The sequence below is a fragment of the Sphaerisporangium sp. NBC_01403 genome (assembly GCF_045040145.1).
Lineage (GTDB): Bacteria > Actinomycetota > Actinomycetes > Streptosporangiales > Streptosporangiaceae > Sphaerisporangium > Sphaerisporangium viridialbum.
In genome coordinates, this window is the sequence record NZ_CP109534.1 from 4443161 (window position 1) to 4460597 (window position 17437).

Consider the following 17437-nt stretch of genomic DNA (forward strand, 5'->3'; position numbering starts at 1 on the left):
TATGAAGACCTATGGATGGCACTCGACGCCGCGTCTGGCCCTTCGCCAAATCTTGGCCAGATAATGGATCTCAGGCGGTGCAAGCGGCCGCCTGGCTCCGGGACGGTGGCCCTGGCGGGCTGCTTGCCGAGCTTCTCCTGGCCCGAGTCGCCGAGGTGGGCGCACGCGACGAGGCGGCGCGCACCTGGCGTGCGACGACTGAAGGTCGAACCGGACGTGCTCTACGTCGATGAGGGATCGGTGCTGACCTCGGCGGGCAAGGGGGCCGCCCTCGACCTGTCCCTGCACATCGTGAGGAACGACTACGGCGCGGCGGTCGCCAACGAGCTGGCGCGCCGCCTCGTCGTGGTGCCGCATCGCGCGGGCGGCCAGGCCCAGTTCGCCGGCGCTCCGCTGTCACGCGGGGACGGTGTGGGCAACACGCTCGCCGCTCTGCATGAATGGGCGCTCGACCGGCTGCATGAGCCGCTGACCGTCCAGGGCGCGGTCGCGCGGATCAAGCGAGCCGCCGACGAGGATGGCGACTGCACCGGCGCATGATGTTCCCTCTGGACAGCACAAGAAGACCGGCGCCGGCAATGAGCGCTCTGCCCCTTTCGGTACATCGAGGCGAGCAGCGTTCATCAGCGCGATGAGCTACGGTGACCGGCCATGCGAATCCTCATCGTCGGTGCTAGCGGCCTGCTCGGCAGCGAACTCGTACGGCAGTCCGTGTCAGCCGGGTATGAGGTGACCGCAACCTATCTGACCCGCCCAAGAGAGGTACCCGGGGTCGACTGGTTGCCGCTCGATGTTCGTCGCCGTGAGGATGCCGTCCGCCTGATCGGCACACTCCAGCCGGACCTGATCGTCAACGCCGCCTACCGGAACAAGGATTGGACGACGACAGCGGATGGCGCCGCGCATGTCGCCATTGCCGCGTCCATGGCCGGTGGCCGCTTGGTCCATGTTTCCAGCGATGCGGTCTTCTCCGGTACGGCGATGGACTATGACGAGGAGTGCGTCCCTGATCCGGTGAGCCCTTATGGTGCGGCGAAGGCGGCCGCCGAGGTGGCGGTGAAGGCAGTGGCACCGGGCGCGGTGATCACTCGCACATCTTTGATCATCGGTGCTGGTGGCTCTGCGCACGAGGAACTGGTGCATTCCCTGGCCACCGGCCATGGGCGTGGAGTGCTGTTCACCGACGATGTTCGCTGCCCCGTCCACGTCAGCGATCTGGCCGCGGCGCTCCTGGAGCTCGGGCGTTCCCAGCATCACGGGATTCACCACGTCGCCGGAGCCGATGCGGTCAGCCGATACGAACTCGGCCGGCTCATCGCCCGTCGTGATGGCCTGGACGTGGGCCGTTTGCCTTACGGCCGCCGCGCTGACACCGATCTCCCTGGACCCCTCGATGTGCGGCTGAACTGCGCCATGACACAGCGACGCCTTGGGACGAGGCTGCGTGGCGCACGGGAGTTCCTGACGTAACGATTGACCATGGCAAAAGGCCCGTCCGGGAGTGTGATCACCGCGCGGGTTGGACTGGCTGCTGTTGTTCAGCTCGAGTGCGGGCACCGCGGAATCGCGGATCGCGCCGGAGGCCACACCTATGGCAGAGGACACCAGAAGGGTCCGGTGCGAGGGTAGCGCCATGTCGATGTGGACTCCGGCTATCTGAGCCGGCTGCCATGCTTGCTTCAATGATCGTTACTCGGCGGCCTTCAGGCGCCGGTTTTGCTGTGATGACGATGGACGGGGGAGCATCAGCAGTGCGGATGAGATTGCGTGATCGCCTGCGGTACTGGTTCGACGGCACGATGGACCGCGGAACACCCGCCCTCATCGGCTGGCTGGGTTTGGCATCGATCGTGCTCATCGCGCTGGTCACCGCCCTGGTGGTCAATTTCACCCACGTGGACACCCGCAACAACGGCGGCTGGCTGGGCGTCACGTGGATGACCCTGATGCGGGCCATCGACCCCGGCACCATGGGCGGCGACACCGGCAGCCCGGTGTTCCTGGCCCTGATGCTCACCGTCACCATCGGCGGCATCTTCATCGTCAGCTCGCTGATCGGTGTGCTCACCACCGGCCTGGAGAACCGCATCGCCCAGCTCCGCAAGGGCAGGTCCCGCCTCATCGAGCACGGCCACACGATCCTGCTCGGCTGGTCGGAGCAGGTGTTCACCGTCATCGAGGAGCTCGTCAAGGCCAACCAGGGCCAGCGGCGTTCCCGCGTGGTCATCCTCGCCGACCGCGACAAGGCCGACATGGACCACGAGATCAGATCCCGCCTGGGCGAGACGGGCCGCACGCGGGTGATCTGCCGCTCCGGCAGCCCGCTCAAACGAGCTGATCTGGAGCTGGTGAGCCCGGACACGGCCAAGGCGATCATGGTGTTGCCACCCTCTGGCGAGGACGCCGACATCGACGTGATCAAGGCACTGCTGCTGCTGAGCAATCGGCCCTGGCGCGGGGTCCGCCCGCACGTGGTCGCCGCTGTGCAGGACTCGGAGAACTTCGCCGCCGCCCGCCTGGCCGGCGGCGAGGCGGCCCTGGTGATCGACGCCGACGACATCGCCGTGCGCCTCGTCGTGCAGTCACACCGCCAGTCGGGCCTGTCCACGGTCTGCACCGACCTGCTCGACTTCGCCGGGAACGAGATCTACATCCGGCCCGAGCCCGCGTTGGTCGGGTCGACCTACGGCCAGGCGCTCAACGCCTACGACCTCGGCGTCCCGATCGGGCTGCGCAAGATCGATGGACGAGTAGTCCTCAACCCTCCGATGGACACCTCCATCGACCCCAAGGATCACATGATCGTGCTCGCAGAGGACGACCTGCTCATCCAGTTGGCCGACTCCCCTCCCCCGATCGAGGAAGAGGCGATCACCTCGGTCCCCGACCAGCCGCCGGTGCCCGACCGCACCCTGCTGATCGGCTGGAACTCCCGGGCCACGAAGATCATCGACCTGCTGGAGCGTCTCGTCGAGTGCGACTCGGTGGTGGACATCGCCGCCCCGCGCAGACCCGACCACGTCCTGGAAACCGGACGACAGCGCCTGACCGTCGGCTACAAGCACTGCCAACCCACCAGCAGAAGATCGCTGGAGGCGCTCGACCTGGGCGGCTACAAGCACGTCATCGTGCTGTCGGACGACAGCGTCGATCCAGACCATGCCGACGACCGCACGCTGGTGACGCTGCTCCACCTGCGCGACATCGAGGTACGGCTCGGCGACCCGTACTCCATCGTGACCGAGATCAACGATGACAACAACCGCGAGGTCTTCCAGGTCACCAAGGCCGACGACTTCATCGTGAGCACCAAGATGATCAGCCTGCTGCTGACCCAGCTCGCCGAGAACCGCCACCTCCACGGGGTCTTCACCCAGCTCTTCGACCCGTCCGGATCGGAGATCTACCTCAGGCCCGCGTCCGACTACGTCACCCCCGGCATGGACACCAACTTCGCCACCGTCATCGAGGCGGCCAAACGGCGGGGACAGACCGCCATCGGCTACCGGCTCAAGCGCCACGGCGACCAGCCGCCCTCCTACGGAGTGAGCCTGAATCCGCCCAAGACAACGCCCCTGAGCCTCGGAGCGGATGACAACGTCATCGTGCTGGCCGAAGAGTGACGATGCAAGGCGCTAATTTCCTACTTTTCCTATAGGTATTGACTTAAATATTACCGGCTGCCTACCATGAGCGCGGCGAGAGGTCAGGCCCGGCCGGGCCTGCCCCGGCGGCACGATGTGGTGCGCCGACGCGAGCTGACGGGCCGTACAGTGCGGCCGACGAGGAGGCGAACATTGCTGCCCACGCAGGTGTACGTCGTCGCGCCCGAGGCCGCTTCGAGCCGTTCCCTGCTGAGCTTCTCCCGCCGCCACATCGACCTGCAGCGGATCACGAGTTCCCTCTGTCGCGGCTGAGCGACCGCTGAACCGCATGCCCGGGCGACAGCACGCCCCGGCCAGCCCAGCACGGGGGCGACCTCGGCGCCTCTCTCGATTCGAGTGGAGTACACGTGCAACGAGCCCCACAGTCCACCGTGGTCCGCCGGCGGCTGATCACGACGCTCGCCGTGGCCGGGTCGATCCTGCTGACCGCCGCCTGCGGCTCGGGCGGCGGAACCGCCAGCGCCGACGGCAACGCCGCCAAGGCCGGCGGAACGCTGACCTTGGCGGTCGGGTCGTACGCCGGCTGCGTCGACCCGCAGCAGGTCGGCAGCAACGACACCATCTACGCCCTGCGGCAGATCGTCGACTCGCTGACCGACCAGGATCCGGCCACGGGCAAGATCGTTCCCTGGCTCGCGGAGCGCTGGGAAGTGAGCCCGGACGCGCGGACCTTCACCTTCCACCTCCGTCCGGGCGCCACGTTCAGCGACCGGACGCCCGTCAACGCCCAGGCGGTCAAGGACACCTTCGACACCGCGCCCAAGCTCGGCGCCAAGGCTAGCCTCGCGATCGGCTACCTCAGCGGGTACACCGGCACCAGGGTCGTCGACGAGCTCACCGCGGAGGTCTCGTTCAAGCAGCCCAACGCCCAGTTCCTGCAGGCGACGTCGACCTTCTCGCTCGGCCTGGTCTCGTCGGCGAGCGCCCGGAAGACGGCGGACCAGCGCTGCACCGAGGGGATCGCCGGGTCGGGCCCGTTCACGCTGGAGGGATACCGGGCGAACCAGTCGATCACCCTGGCCAGGCGCACCGGCTACAACTGGGGGTCGTCACTGTGGGGCAAGCCCGGCGAGGCCTACCTGGACAAGGTGGTGTTCACCATCGTTCCGGAGGCCGGGGTCCGCACCGGCGGCCTCCAGTCCGGACAGGTCGACGCCATCGGCAGCGTCGGCCTCGCCGACGAGAGCACGTTGCAGGGCAGCGGCAACGTCACCCTGCAGGCGCGGGCCAACCCGGGTGTGGTGTTCAACCTGGGGCTCAACAACTCCCGGCCGCTGTCGCGCGACCCCGCGGTGCGCCAGGCGATCCAGGCGGCGATCAACCGGCAGCAGATCGTCGACACGATCTTCCCGACCGGCAGCAAGCCTGCGACCAGCATCCTGGCCCACACCACCCCGTTCTACACGGACCTCAGCGCGCAGCTCGCGGCCGATCCCGGCAAGGCCGCGTCGCTGCTGGACGCGGCCGGCTGGCGGCCCGGTGCCGACGGCATCCGGACCAAGGACGGCGTCCGGCTGAGCCTGACGGTCAACTGGTTCGCCAACGCCGCGACGAACCGGCCGACCCTCGAACTGATCCAGCAGCAGCTCAAGGCGGTCGGCGTCGAGATCCAGCTGCGGGAGCAGCCGATCGCCCAGATCACCCAGATACAGCAGTCCGGCGACTTCGACGCGCTGTGGGGGAACATCACCCGGGCCGACCCGGACATCCTGCGCAGCAGCTACTCGACCGCACTGGCCAACGTGTACCGGCTCCACGCCGGCGAGCTGGACACCGTGCTGGCCGAACAGGCCGCCACCACCGACACCACGAAGCGCCAAGCCCTGGTCAGCCAGGCCCAGCGGCTGATCGTCGAGAACGCGTACATCATCCCGGTGGTGGAGCTGACCACCGAGCTCGGCGTCTCCAAGCGGGTCCACGACCTGGACTTCGAGGCGTCCAGCCGGATCCAGCTGCACGACACCTGGAAGAGCTAGGGGGCCGGGGGCGGGCGGGAGGAGCAACCGAGCATGCGTCGATATCTAGCCAGTCGCCTCGGGCAGGCGGTGGTGGTGCTGTGGGCGGCCTACACGGTCTCCTTCCTGGTACTCGACTTCCTGCCCGGCGATCCGGTCTCGGCGATGGCCGCCGGCGGGCTCGACCAGGCCGCCATCGACCCGGCGCAGCTCGAGGCGCTGCGCCGGGAGTACGGCTTCGACCGGCCGATCCTTGTCCAGTACCTGGGCTACCTGGGCCGGGCGGTGCGCGGCGACTTCGGCAACTCGGTGGCGACCGGGCGGCCGGTGACCTCGACGCTGGCCGACGCGCTGCCCTACACGCTGCAACTGACGGCCGCCGCCCTGGTGCTGGCCGTCCTCGTCGGCGGTGCGCTGGCCCTGTACGCGACCTACACCGCCCACAGCTGGCTGCGTCAGCTGCTGGTGTCGCTGCCGGCGTTGGGCGTGTCGCTGCCCACCTTCTGGATCGGCCTGATGCTCGTCCAGCTCCTGTCGTTCCGGCTCCGGCTGCTGCCCGCGTTCGGCGACGAGGGCGCGGCCAGCCTGATCCTGCCGGCGGTCACCCTCGCCGTACCGACCGGCGCGATGCTCACACAGTTGCTCGCCAAGAGCCTGCTGACCACGCTCGACGAGCCGTACGTGCAGACCGCCCGGGCCAAGGGCGCGGGCCGGATCCGGGTCCACCTGCGCCACGCGTTGCGCAACGCCGCCCTGCCGGCGCTCACCATGGTCGGCATCCTGGTCGGCAACCTGATGGCAGGCTCGGTCGTCGTCGAGACGGTCTTCTCCCGCAACGGCGTCGGCCGGGAGACCGTCAGCGCCGTGACGGTGCAGGACATTCCGGTGGTCCAGGGCGTCGTGGTCTTCGGCGCATTGACCTTCGTGCTGGCCAACCTCGCCGTCGACCTGATCTACCCGCTCTTCGATCCGCGAATCGTCGTCGCCGCCGCCCGGCCAAGGAGTACCGGATGAGTCAATCGCTGGCCGGCGAAGTGCTGCCGGGGACCGGGCCGGACCCGGACCGACCGCACCACCCGGAACCGGTCGAGCCGGGCGTCATCCGCGGCGCCGAGGTGCGGCGGATGATCCGGTTCTTGCTGCGGCGTCCCGGGCTGGTGCTCTCCACCCTGGTGGTCGCCCTCGTTGTGCTGGCGGCCTTCTGGCCGACGCTGTTCACCTCGCGCGACCCCCTGCTCGGGGTACCCGTCGACCGGTTCCAGGGCCCCGGTGCCCAGCACTGGTTCGGCACCGACGAGCTCGGGCGGGACCTCTACTCACGGGTCGTGCACGGCGCGGCGCTCTCCCTCAAGGCGACGTTGATCGCGGTCGGGGTCGCCTTCGTCGTCGGCGGCACGATGGGGCTGGTCGCCGGCTTCGTCGGCCGGTGGGGCGAGGACGTGCTGATGCGGATCGTCGACGTGCTGCTGGCCATACCCGCGCTGTTCCTCTCCCTCGCCCTGGTCACCGCGCTCGGCTTCGGCACCGTCAAGGTCGCCGTCGCAGTCGGTCTCGCCAGCGTCGCGAGCTTCGCCCGGGTGATGCGGGCGGAGGTGCTGCGGGTACGCCAGGCCGTCTACGTCGAGGCCGCCCGCTCCACCGGGGCCCGCTGGTACTCGGTCCTGCTCCGGCACGTGCTGCCGAACGCCATGGGCCCGGTGCTCGTCCTGGCCACCCTCGAATTCGGCATCGCGGTCCTGGCCGTGTCGTCGCTGAGCTTCCTCGGGTACGGCGCCCCACCGCCCGCCCCGGAGTGGGGGACCCTGATCTCCACCGGCCGGAACTACCTGGCGAACGCGTGGTGGCTCTCGACGCTGCCCGGCCTGATGGTCGCGGCCACCGTCCTGGCCACCAACCGGATCGCCCGCGCCCTCGACGGAGAGTTGACGACCCAGCGATGAGCACGCCGAACGGTCCGGCCGTGATGCCGGAGGACCTCCTCGAAATCAGCGACCTCGCGGTCTCCTACCGGTCGCGGTCGGGGGTGGTCCACGCCGTCGACGGCGTGGACCTGACGGTCCGCGCCGGTGAGATCGTCGCGGTCGTCGGCGAGTCGGGCTCCGGCAAGAGCACGACGGCACACGCGGTCATCGGCCTGCTGCCCGGCACCGGCCGGATCGACGCCGGCCGGATCCGGTTCGGCGGGCGGGACCTCGCCGGCCTGCCCGAGCGGGAGCTGCGGCTGGTCCGGGGGGCTCAGATCGGGCTCATCCCACAGGACCCGACCGTGTCGCTCAACCCGGTGCAGCGCATCGGTGACCAGGTGGCGGAGGTGCTGCGGCTGCACGGCCTGGCGGACCGCCGCTCCGCGCCGCTGGACGCCGTCGATCTGCTGGAGCGGGCAGGTCTGCCCGACCCGGCCGTCCGGGCCCGGCAGTACCCGCATGAGCTCTCCGGCGGGATGCGACAGCGGGTACTGATCGCCATGGCGATCGCCGCCAAGCCGAAGCTGATCATCGCCGACGAGCCGACCAGCGCGCTCGACGTCACCGTCCAGCGGCTGATCCTCGACCATATCCAGAGCCTGACCGAGGCGCTCGGCACGGCCGTCCTGCTGGTGACCCACGACCTCGGCATCGCCGCCGACCGGGCGCGACGGATCGTGGTGATGTCGCGCGGCCGGGTGGTCGAGGCCGGACCGACCCGGCAGATCCTCGATCAGCCGAGCCACCCGTACACCCGGCAGTTGCTGCGCAGCGCCCCGAGCCTGGCGGTCGCCCGCCCGGCCGCGCCGCCGCGGCCCGCTCCGGGCCGGGCGGCGGCCGACCGGCCCCTGGTGACGGTCGAGAACTTGGCCAAGGAGTTCCCGCTCCCCCGGGTGGCCGGCGGCGCCACGCGGTCGGTGCGCGCGGTGCACGACGTGAGTTTCTCGATCAACCGGGGCGAGACCTTCGCCCTCGTCGGCGAGTCCGGCTCCGGCAAGTCGACGACGGCCCGCCTGGTCCTGCGCCTGGTGGAGCCGAGCGCCGGGAGGATCTCCTTCGACGGCATGGAGATCACCCGGGCCCGGGGGAGGCGTTGCGCCGGTTGCGCCGGCGTGCCCAGCTCATCTACCAGAATCCGTACGCGTCGCTCGACCCGCGCTTCCCGATCAGCGAGGTGATCACCGAACCGTTGCGCGTGTTCCGCGTCGGCGACCGGGCCTCCCGGCGGGCGCGCGCCCGCGAGCTCGTCGACCGGGTCGCGCTGCCGGCCTCGGTCCTGGACCGCAGGCCCGCGGAACTGTCCGGTGGGCAACGCCAGCGGGTCGCCATCGCCCGGGCACTGGCGCTCTCCCCGGACCTCGTGGTCTGCGACGAGCCGGTCTCCGCGCTGGACGTCTCGGTGCAGGCCCAGGTCCTCGAGTTGCTCGCCGAACTGCAGGCGGCCACCGGCGTCGCGTACCTGTTCATCTCCCACGACCTCGCCGTGGTGCGGCAGATCGCCCACCGGGTGGCCGTCATGCGGGCCGGCCGGATCGTCGAGATCGGCACGACCGGCGAACTCTTCGACCGCCCGACCCACGCCTACACCCGCGAGCTGCTCGCGGCCATCCCCGGCGGGCGGTATGCCTGACCCCTGCGCACCCGGCCCGCCGGCGGGCCCGGTCGAGCGGACCCGCCGGACCACCCACCCTCGACTCGCAGAGGACGGCACCTGTGACGACGAACCAACCCCGCACGCTCCGGACGGTCACCGGTGCGGGCGGCCACCCGGGTACGTACGAGCTGGCGCTCGACCCGGACCGCTCGACCCTGGACACAGCCGTACGGGTCGCGAAGCTCGCCGAGGCGGCCAGGATCGACGCCCTCTTCGCCCCGGACCTGCTCACCTTCGGCGCGCAGGGGACCATCGGGTCCCAGGAAGCACTGATCTACGTCGCCGCGCTCAGCCAGGTCACCACCCACGTGGGCCTGATCGCCACCGTCTCGACCACCTTCCACCACCCGTACAACCTCGCCCGGATGTTCGGCACGCTCGACCACGTCAGCAACGGCCGGGCCGCCTGGAACCTGGTCACCTCCTCGATCGGGGAGGAGAACTTCGGCCCCGGCGACCTGCCCAGCCCGGAGGAGCGGTACGCGCGCGCGGCCGAGTCGCTCGAGGTGGTCAACGCGCTCTGGGACAGCTGGCGCCCCGAAGCCCTCCGGACAGGCCCGGACGGCCGGGCGATCCTGGACCCCGCCAAGGTCCGGCCGATCGACCACGCCGGCCAGTACTTCACCGTGGCTGGACCGCTGAACATCCCCCCGCTGCCGCAGGGGCGCCCGGTGCAGATCCAGGCCGGGCAATCGGAGGCAGGGATCGCGCTCGGCGCCCGGTACGCCGAGATCGTCTTCACCGCCCTCCCCACCATGGCGATCGCCCGGGACTACACCGACAAGGTCCGAGGCCTCGCCGCGCAGCTCGGGCGCCGCCCCGGGCTTCCGCTCATCTTCAGCTCGTTCCACGCCACCTACGGCGCCGAGGCCGAGGCGCGACGCCTGGTCCTGGAGAGGCACGAGTCGATCGACTTCGAGCTCGGCCGCAAACAGCTCGCGGACATGTTCGGTGGCGGCATCGACCTGTCCGAGGCCAAGCTGGACGAGAAGCTCCCCGAGAGCCTGCTACCGGCGCTCTCCTCGGTGAACCGCCGGCGCGGACGGGTCGAGATCTTCAGCGAGTACGTCCGCAGCGGCTACACGCTCCGGGAGCTGATCATCGCCGCGCAGGACACCGGCCACTGGTCCGTCGCCGGCACGCCGGAACAACTCGCGGACGCCATCGAGGAGCGGTTCCGCGCCGGCGTCCTGGATGTCATCGCCCTGCAGGGCCTGGCCGATCCCGTCCAGCACGACTTCGTCGTGAACGGATTGCTGCACGAGCTGCGCAAGCGAAAGATTGTGAAGCCGGATTACACCGGGACGACCTTCCGCGAGAATCTCGGCCTCGAACCGCCGGCCGATTTCCCCGCGTCCAGGCGGGCACCCGGAGGCTGGACCTAAAACCTACATTCCAAGTAGGATTTGGAGGGGTTCCAGTGCTCCGGTTTTCGGAGGTATCCCATGTCAAGACTGTCTCAGTTCAGGCTGGCCAGCCCCGTCGACACCACGACCTACGGGGAGTACCACGTCACCCGCCGGGCCGACGACCCCCGCCCGCTCTACCGATTCACCGGCCGGATCACCGAGGACGGCCCGACCGGCTTCACGCCGCGCGCCGGCCGGTACCACCTGTACGCGGGCTGGTTCTGCCCGTGGTCGCAGCGGGTGACGATCGCCCGGGCCCTCGCCGGCCTCGACGACGTCGTCAGCGTCTCGTACGTGGACAACGTACGGGACGGGCGGGGCTGGGCGTTCCGCGAGCTGTATGGGCCGGACCCGGTCAACGGCTTCACCCTGCTGCGGGAAGCCTACGAGGCGACGGAGGAGGGCTTCGACGGCCACATCTCGGTGCCGACGCTGTGGGACCGGGCCACCGCGACCGTGGTCAGCAACGACTTCAAGGGCATCGGGATCGACGTCGGCACCCGATTCCGGCACCTCGCCGAGCCGCTCGTGGTCACCTACCCCGAGCGGCACCGCGACGAGATCGAGGAGCTCGACGCCTGGCTCGGCCCGGCGGTCAACTACGGCGCTGCCGCGGCCGGCCGGCCCGGCCCGGACGGCGCACGGGCCCGCGCCGCGCTGCTGGACGCGTTCGCCACGCTCGACGAGCGGTTGGCGACCCGGCGATACCTGGTCGGGTCGACGGTGACCGAGGCCGACATCCGGCTCTGGGTGACCCTGGTCCGCTACGACGTCGGACCCAACGCCCACCGCGCCATCAACCCGGGCCTGCGTGAGTACCCGCACCTGTGGGCGTACGCCCGGGATCTCTACACCGTGCCGGCCTTCCGGGATACCACCGACTTCGAGTCCTTCACGGTGCCCGGCGCCGAGGTACCCGACTGGCACGCGCCGGCCGCCCGGCCGCCGGCCTGACCGCCGCACCCCGGGGCTCCGCGGCCACACCGGGCCCGGGCCAGCACCGGATGGATCCGGCCGCGCACGTCGTCCGGCCGCGCACGTCGTCCGGCCGCGCACGTCGTCCGGCCACGCGTCGGCGCCAGGGAGCCGGGCGATGACGTTGCCCCGGCGGGGTACGTCCGCGACCGCCGCCTCGACGCTGACGTTCGCGGACGTCCACTCAGCCGACGGCGACATCATCGGGGACCCGGGCGGCCTGGAACGTCACAGTGCGGCGCAGCCGGAATCCGAGCGACTCGTAGAGGCGGATGGCGTTGGTGTTGACGGCGGCGGCGTGCAGGAACGGGGCTTCACCGCGGGCCCGGATGCAGGCGGCGACCGCGCGCACGAGCCGCGTCGCCAGGCTCTGCCCGCGGTAGGCGGCGTCGGTGCAGACGGCGCTGATCTCGGTCCAGCCGGGCGGGTGAAGCCGTTCACCGGCCATCGCGACCAGCTCGCCGTGGCGGCGGATGCCCAGGTAGGTACCCAGCTCGATGGTGCGCGGCAGGAACGGACCGGGCTTGGTGCGCTCGATCAGGGCGAGCATCTCCGGCACGTCGGCCACCGTGAGCCGGATCGCCTCGTCGTCCGGACCTGCGGCGACGCCGTCGTCGACCATCTGCACGCCGGCAACGCGCATCACGACCTCCCATCCGGCCGGGGGCGGGACGGCGACGCCGGCGAGCGGGACGAGCCCGCCCGGGCCGGCCAGCGCGGCGATGTCGGCCCAGTCCTGCGCGGTCGGGACCTCGGGGAGAGCCACGAACGGCGACACGTCGGCCGGGTAGCGCAGAACATTGCCGCGCCGCTCGGCGAAGTGCGCGTGCGGCCCGGTCAGCGAGGAGCGGGCCGGGTTGTCGAGCGGGTGCGGCCGACTGGTCTCGACCGCGTCTACTTGAGCACCGGTGGCCGCGACGCCGTCCGGCTCGGTGTCACGGTCGCTGACGATGGATGCGCTCACGGGCCCTCCTCCGTCGGGCACGTGAGCGAAACGCCGCTGTGCCCATTTGGTTCGCTCGCTCACGGGGCGATCTCAATGACGATCTTGCCGCGGGCGTGGCCGGCTTCGACCGCACGCAGCGCCCGCGGAGCCTGCGCCAAGGGGTAGGCGGCGGTGACGAACGGTCGCAGCACCCCCGCCGAGGCCAGCTCGGCGACCGTGTCGAGGACGGCGCGAGTCCGGGCACGCGCGACCGGAAACCGCGGTTCGGGCGCGCCGGGTGGCAGGAATCCCGCGCGGCGCTTCCAATCGACCGGGTTGACTCCCGCGGCGCGGACGGCGACCAGCACCTGTCCCGGCCCGGGTGTGGGCCGAGGCAGGTCGGCGAAGGTCTCGACCTCCGGTCCGCCGTGTGCGGTGAACACGTAGGCAGTGGGCATCGGAGACGGCTCCTGTTCAGTGTGCGGATGTTCAGCGTGCGGAGGGTTGCGGTGCGCTGGATCCGGCGGGGTTCATAATACCTATTATTTCAATAGGTATTACATGGAATCGGCAAAGATCGCGCCCGAGCCCTTCCGGTGCCTGGCCACGACCTCGCGGGCGTGTACAGCATCCGCGAGATCGCCGGTCTCGACGTGCTCAAGGGCGAACTCCGCGAGGTCGAGAAGGCCGTCATCGTCGGCGGCGGGTACGTCGGCCTTGAAGCCGGGCGAAGCGCTTGGGGGTAACCCATTTGCTCGCGGCGCAAGACTCACACCATGATCAGGTATGACGGTGACACGGGAACTGCTCGCCTACTACGAGCAGGACAGGGAACACGGCCGGCTTCGTGAAGGGCGTGGCCGGCTGGAGTTCTGGCGGACACAGGACGTGCTGCGCCGGATGTTGCCCCCGGCGCCTCAACGAACCGACCCCGTCGGTGACCATCGACCTGGCCCCCATCTTCACCAGCGAACCAGCCCAGTTCGCCGCCGCGGAGGACGCCGTCAACGCTCTCGGCCTGCTGGCCATGACCCGCGCCTTCACGGCGTCACAACGGCTGCTCGTGCTCGACTGGCAACACCCCTGCTGGTGGTTCTGGCCTCACCGCCAGGCCCTCGACGACGATCCGCGCTGGCCCGTCGAGATCTTTCCCAACGGGGACTACTACGTCTTCCTGTCCGAGGACATGACGACCGGCACTTTCGGCCACCCCTGGGAACAGACCTTGTGCATCTTCGGCGATCCGCTGATCAGCACCTTGAGCCCACTCCTGACGTCCTGGCCGCCGGTTAAGCGTGCCCGCTCCTTTTAGACGCGCCAGGGCATGTGCTGGAGAGTCCAGGTGTTGCCGTCCGGGTCGGCGAAGTGGGCGTAGTAGACACCGCCCAGGTCCTCGACCGGACCCACGTCCGCACCGCGCTCGAGGAGTGCCTCGCGAGCCTCCTCGATGTCACTCACTACCAGGTGCAGGCCACGCAACGTGCCGACCGGCATGTCGAGGGATGAGATGCCCTCGGTCAGGGCGATCGAGCAGGCCGAGCCCGGTGGGGTGAGCTGGACGATTCGAACCCCGTCCGAGGGCCGCACGTCGACGTCCACGCGGAAGCCGAGGCGGTCAGCGTAGAAGGCCTTGGCCCGGTCGATGTCCGTGACGGGCACCGGGACGAGCTCCAGGAGAAGCATGCCGGGACGGACGGGCGGTGCGGTGAGGTCGGCCGGGATATCGGCGATGTCGGTCGGGATTTCGGCTTGCGTGGGCTGGGTGTCGTTCATCGCAGCTCGCCTTTCAAGGTCGTCTCGTTGAGCATCTCGGCGAGACGCTGGTACGCCTCGTCCGCGCCGCGTCTCATGGGGGTACGGAGCGCGCTGTCGCGGATCTCCCGCGAGGGGTAGCGCACCGTGGTGGTCATCGCGGTCCGGTCGTCCTGCTCGTCGAAGACGGTGGTGACGAGGGCCTCACCTGCGTCCCAGCCGTCGTAGACCTCGCTCTGAACCAGCCGGCCGGGCGCGTCGACCTCGCGGAACACCCCGCCGTGGCCCAACTCGGCACCGCCCGGCCCGCGCGACACGAAGCGCCAGACACCGCCCGGACGCAGGTCGATCTCACAGACGACAAGGTGCCAGCCGCGCGCGCCGTGCCACCGCCGGAGCAGCTCGGGCCGGGTGAACGCGTCGAAGACGAGCCGGCGGGGTGCGGCGAACGTCCTGGTCAGCACAAGGTCGGTGTCGGACAGTGCCCGTACCGTCAGACCTTCCGTCTTCTCCTGCCGCGACATCACGGGCTCTCCCGTTCAACGGCGTTCGGTCCGCCGTGCTTGAGTTCGCCGAGCAGGTCGTCCAGCCTCTGATAGCTCTCCTCCCAGTAGGAGCGGTAGCTCGCCAGCCAATCAATGGCGTCCTTGAGCGGGCCGGCCTCCAGCCGGCAGGGCCTGCGCTGCGCGTCGCGTCCGCGAGAGATCAGTCCGGCGCGCTCCAGCACCCGCAGGTGCTTGGAGATGCCCGGTTGGCTCATCGCAAACGGCGCGGCCAATTCGGTCACCGTGGCCTCGCCTTCCATCAGCCGGGCCAGAATCGCTCGCCGGGTCGGATCGGCCAGTGCGGCGAACGTTGCGTCGAGAACGTCGGCAGCCATGTTAATTACCTTCCGGTTCTATAACCAGATGGTTTATATCGCGCTGGGTTCGGCCCTGTCAAGGACTGCGGACTTGACGCCGGCACTGTCGCAGGGGGCTCTGCCCCCGCACCCCCACGTCAGCACGCAGCGACAGAGCCGGTCTACCGTCACGAGATCAGGCCCGCGCTCACCAAGGCCAGATCGTCACCGAGATCAACGCGGATGAGCTCCGGTGGCTGGGCCGGCGAAAATCGGTCGCCCCTTCCGCCCACCCTGCGTCAACATGGCCATAGCCGTGGGTATTCAGAGGGGTGGATGGCCGTGCTGGAATTACTTGATTCCCCCGGAGACAAACCGTCCGCCCGAAGGTCGGCCGTTCTGCTGGCGCTGCGGTATTACAACGGGGAGTTGCTGAACCAGTGGCGGGTCGCCGTGCCTGCGCTGATCTCGCCGGCGTTGGGGAACATATGCCTGTTCTATCTGGCGCCGCTGGCGGTAGGCGGGATCGTGGGGCGTCTGTCCGAGGGCGGGGACAGCACCATTGCCGTGCTCATGCCGTACGTGCTCAGCTTCGGTGCGTTCCTGATCGCGGGCGAGGCGCTGTGGCGGGTGGGTCTGCACTTCCTGTTCCGTACGGGGGCAAGGGGTATCGAGCGGCTCGGTGTGGTGGGCATGGAGAAGCTGCTGGCCAAGGACGCCGCGTTCTTCCACGACAACTTCGCCGGCTCGCTGACCAAACGGGTGCTGAGTTTCTCCAGCGGGTTCGAGGGTTTCACGGACACGCTCACGTTTTCGATCATCGCCAAGGTGGTGCCGCTGGCGTTCGCCTCGGTGGTGCTGTGGCGGTATCACCCGCTACTGGTCTTCGTCCTCGTGGGCCTCATCATCGTGACCGGCTTCCTCGTCGCCCCGCTCATCCGCCGTCGCCAGAGGCTGGTGGACCAGCGCGAGGCCGCCAAGGTGCGGGTGTCCGGGCACGTCGCCGACGTGCTGGCCAACATGGACACGGTCCGCGCGTTCGCCGCCGAGGACCGCGAGGCCCTGGAGCACCGGGCCCGGCTCGCCGAGCAGCGCGGGCTGACGCTCCGTTCCTGGGACTACGGCAACCTCCGGGTGGACACCGTCGTCGCACCGCTGTCGGTGCTCACCAGCACCATCGGCCTGCTCCTCGCCGTCTCCCTCCGCGGTGGCCTAGGCGTCGAGGTCATCGTGGTGACGTTCACCTACTACGCGAACGCGATCAACCTCATGTTCGAGTTCAACCAGATCTACCGTCGCATGGAGAGCGTGCTCACCGAGGCCGCCCAGTTCACCGAGCTTCTCCTCACACCGCCGGGCGTGGTCGACCCGGACAACCCGCAACCGCTGCGCCCGGCCGACGCCGGCGTCCACTTCGAGCAGGTGACGTTCGCGCACGCCGGCAATCCGCTCCTGTTCGACGGCCTGGACCTGGACATCACCACCGGCACCAAGATCGGCCTGGTCGGCCGGTCCGGCGGTGGCAAGACCACCCTCACCCGGCTGCTGCTCCGCCTCATGGACATCGACGGCGGCCGGATCCTGATCGGCGGACAGGACATCACGCGGCTCAACCAAGCCGACCTGCGCAGCCTGATCGCGTACGTCCCCCAGGAGCCCGCCCTGTTCCACCGGTCGTTGCGCGACAACATCGCCTTCGCCCGGCCGGGCGCCACCGACTCCGAGATCTACCGGGCCGCGCAGGCGGCGCACGTCACGGAGTTCGCCGAGGCTCTGCCGAGCGGCTTCGACACGCTGGTCGGGGAGCACGGCGTCAAACTCTCCGGCGGCCAGCGGCAGCGCGTCGCCCTCGCCCGCGCCATCCTGCGCGACGCGCCGATCCTGTTGCTCGACGAGGCCACGAGCGCGCTGGACTCCGAGAGCGAGATCCTCGTCCAGGAAGCCTTGTGGGGCCTGATGCGTGACCGTACCGCCCTCGTAGTGGCGCACCGGCTGAGCACAGTCGTCCGCATGGACCGCTTGGTCGTAATCGACCAGGGCCGCATCGTGGAACAGGGCAATCACCGCGAACTCCTCCAGGCCCAGGGGCCGTACGCCCGGCTGTGGCACCACCAATCCGGCGGCTTCCTGGTCGAAAAGGGCACCTCAGACGCCGCCCACCGCTGACGCACGCGGGTGTCTCAGTCCTCGCCCAGGCGATCCCGTAGAACCAGTGGATGGACGCCATGATCTGTACGACGGTGACGCGGACGCCCTTTGCCAACCGAGACGCGCTCACGGCCCGCGATCCTGACCGG

The 17437-nt window shown here is 69.7% G+C and carries 18 protein-coding genes; 13 read left to right on the forward strand and 5 right to left on the reverse strand.

All coding sequences use genetic code 11. The features are described from left to right. Positions 1 to 189 precede the first annotated feature (189 nt). From OG589_RS19985 to OG589_RS20030, 10 genes are all read left to right on the forward strand, one after another. Complete coding sequence (locus OG589_RS19985) at positions 190 to 540, forward strand: hypothetical protein (RefSeq protein ID WP_405151170.1); 351 nt, start codon at positions 190 to 192, stop codon at positions 538 to 540. Positions 541 to 651: 111 nt separating this feature from the next. Next, a complete protein-coding gene (locus OG589_RS19990) occupies positions 652 to 1470 on the forward strand; it encodes an SDR family oxidoreductase (RefSeq protein ID WP_405151172.1) in 819 nt (272 codons plus the stop codon). 287 nt (positions 1471 to 1757) lie between these two features. Beyond that, complete coding sequence (locus OG589_RS19995) at positions 1758 to 3623, forward strand: CASTOR/POLLUX-related putative ion channel (protein ID WP_405151174.1); 1866 nt, start codon at positions 1758 to 1760, stop codon at positions 3621 to 3623. 389 nt (positions 3624 to 4012) lie between these two features. Further along, the gene (locus OG589_RS20000; protein ID WP_405151176.1) at positions 4013 to 5641 is read left to right on the forward strand and encodes an ABC transporter substrate-binding protein; all 1629 of its coding nucleotides are present in this window, start codon (positions 4013 to 4015) and stop codon (positions 5639 to 5641) included. 33 nt (positions 5642 to 5674) lie between these two features. Beyond that, positions 5675 to 6634, forward strand: a complete 960-nt coding sequence (locus OG589_RS20005; protein ID WP_405151178.1) for an ABC transporter permease — start codon at positions 5675 to 5677, stop codon at positions 6632 to 6634. Continuing rightward, complete coding sequence (locus OG589_RS20010) at positions 6631 to 7560, forward strand: ABC transporter permease (protein ID WP_405151180.1); 930 nt, start codon at positions 6631 to 6633, stop codon at positions 7558 to 7560. Before OG589_RS20005 ends, OG589_RS20010 begins: the two co-directional genes overlap by 4 nt. Continuing rightward, positions 7557 to 8762 (forward strand): ATP-binding cassette domain-containing protein, encoded by a 1206-nt coding sequence (locus OG589_RS20015; RefSeq protein WP_405151182.1) that lies wholly within the window; start codon positions 7557 to 7559, stop codon positions 8760 to 8762. The genes OG589_RS20010 and OG589_RS20015 overlap by 4 nt, the downstream gene beginning before the upstream one ends. Next, entirely contained in the window at positions 8687 to 9214 is a 528-nt protein-coding gene (locus OG589_RS20020) for an ATP-binding cassette domain-containing protein (RefSeq protein ID WP_405151184.1), read from the forward strand. Before OG589_RS20015 ends, OG589_RS20020 begins: the two co-directional genes overlap by 76 nt. A gap of 83 nt (positions 9215 to 9297) precedes the next feature. Next, entirely contained in the window at positions 9298 to 10623 is a 1326-nt protein-coding gene (locus tag OG589_RS20025) for an NtaA/DmoA family FMN-dependent monooxygenase (protein ID WP_405151186.1), read from the forward strand. 60 nt (positions 10624 to 10683) lie between these two features. Further along, positions 10684 to 11601: a glutathione S-transferase C-terminal domain-containing protein gene (locus OG589_RS20030; RefSeq protein ID WP_405151188.1), complete on the forward strand. Its 918-nt coding sequence runs from the start codon at positions 10684 to 10686 to the stop codon at positions 11599 to 11601. Between the two features lie 205 nt (positions 11602 to 11806). On the opposite strand, the gene OG589_RS20035 is transcribed toward OG589_RS20030, so the two are convergent. Both OG589_RS20035 and OG589_RS20040 read right to left on the reverse strand, forming a co-directional pair. Then, on the reverse strand, positions 11807 to 12586 hold the full coding sequence (locus OG589_RS20035; protein ID WP_405151190.1) for a GNAT family N-acetyltransferase: 780 nt from the start codon (positions 12584 to 12586) through the stop codon (positions 11807 to 11809). Positions 12587 to 12645: 59 nt separating this feature from the next. After that, entirely contained in the window at positions 12646 to 13005 is a 360-nt protein-coding gene (locus tag OG589_RS20040; RefSeq protein WP_405151192.1) for a zinc-binding dehydrogenase, read from the reverse strand. Between the two features lie 108 nt (positions 13006 to 13113). Between OG589_RS20040 and OG589_RS20045 the strand changes: the two genes are divergently transcribed. Together OG589_RS20045 and OG589_RS20050 are read left to right on the forward strand one after the other, a co-directional pair. Then, positions 13114 to 13293, forward strand: a complete 180-nt coding sequence (locus OG589_RS20045) for an FAD-dependent oxidoreductase (RefSeq protein ID WP_405152077.1) — start codon at positions 13114 to 13116, stop codon at positions 13291 to 13293. 110 nt (positions 13294 to 13403) lie between these two features. Further along, a complete protein-coding gene (locus tag OG589_RS20050) occupies positions 13404 to 13859 on the forward strand; it encodes a DUF2716 domain-containing protein (protein ID WP_405152078.1) in 456 nt (151 codons plus the stop codon). On the opposite strand, the gene OG589_RS20055 is transcribed toward OG589_RS20050, so the two are convergent. Genes OG589_RS20055 through OG589_RS20065 form a run of 3 tightly spaced genes read right to left on the reverse strand, consistent with a single transcriptional unit; the run spans position 13856 to position 15179 of the window. Continuing rightward, positions 13856 to 14320, reverse strand: coding sequence for a VOC family protein (locus tag OG589_RS20055; protein WP_405151194.1), 465 nt, complete (start codon positions 14318 to 14320; stop codon positions 13856 to 13858). The two genes, OG589_RS20050 and OG589_RS20055, sit on opposite strands and share 4 nt — an antisense overlap. After that, complete coding sequence (locus OG589_RS20060; RefSeq protein ID WP_405151196.1) at positions 14317 to 14823, reverse strand: SRPBCC family protein; 507 nt, start codon at positions 14821 to 14823, stop codon at positions 14317 to 14319. Before OG589_RS20060 ends, OG589_RS20055 begins: the two co-directional genes overlap by 4 nt. Beyond that, the gene (locus OG589_RS20065) at positions 14823 to 15179 is read right to left on the reverse strand and encodes an ArsR/SmtB family transcription factor (protein ID WP_405151198.1); all 357 of its coding nucleotides are present in this window, start codon (positions 15177 to 15179) and stop codon (positions 14823 to 14825) included. The genes OG589_RS20060 and OG589_RS20065 overlap by 1 nt, the downstream gene beginning before the upstream one ends. 303 nt (positions 15180 to 15482) lie before the next feature. Here OG589_RS20065 and OG589_RS20070 point away from each other — a divergent pair, with 303 nt between their 5' ends. Continuing rightward, entirely contained in the window at positions 15483 to 17306 is a 1824-nt protein-coding gene (locus tag OG589_RS20070; protein WP_405151200.1) for an ABC transporter ATP-binding protein, read from the forward strand. The last annotated feature ends 131 nt before the right edge of the window (positions 17307 to 17437 follow it).

Bases quoted from the DNA above. Each gene is read 5' to 3' on its own strand.
- OG589_RS20060 (WP_405151196.1), bottom strand. From the start codon at position 14,823: ATGTCGCGGCAGGAGAAGACGGAAGGTCTGACGGTACGGGCACTGTCC.
- OG589_RS20030 (WP_405151188.1), top strand. From the start codon at position 10,684: ATGTCAAGACTGTCTCAGTTCAGGCTGGCCAGCCCCGTCGACACCACG.
- OG589_RS19990 (WP_405151172.1), top strand. From the start codon at position 652: ATGCGAATCCTCATCGTCGGTGCTAGCGGCCTGCTCGGCAGCGAACTC.
- OG589_RS20010 (WP_405151180.1), top strand. From the start codon at position 6,631: ATGAGTCAATCGCTGGCCGGCGAAGTGCTGCCGGGGACCGGGCCGGAC.
- OG589_RS20040 (WP_405151192.1), bottom strand. From the start codon at position 13,005: ATGCCCACTGCCTACGTGTTCACCGCACACGGCGGACCGGAGGTCGAG.
- OG589_RS20065 (WP_405151198.1), bottom strand. From the start codon at position 15,179: ATGGCTGCCGACGTTCTCGACGCAACGTTCGCCGCACTGGCCGATCCG.
- OG589_RS20015 (WP_405151182.1), top strand. From the start codon at position 7,557: ATGAGCACGCCGAACGGTCCGGCCGTGATGCCGGAGGACCTCCTCGAA.
- OG589_RS19995 (WP_405151174.1), top strand. From the start codon at position 1,758: ATGAGATTGCGTGATCGCCTGCGGTACTGGTTCGACGGCACGATGGAC.
- OG589_RS20005 (WP_405151178.1), top strand. From the start codon at position 5,675: ATGCGTCGATATCTAGCCAGTCGCCTCGGGCAGGCGGTGGTGGTGCTG.
- OG589_RS20055 (WP_405151194.1), bottom strand. From the start codon at position 14,320: ATGAACGACACCCAGCCCACGCAAGCCGAAATCCCGACCGACATCGCC.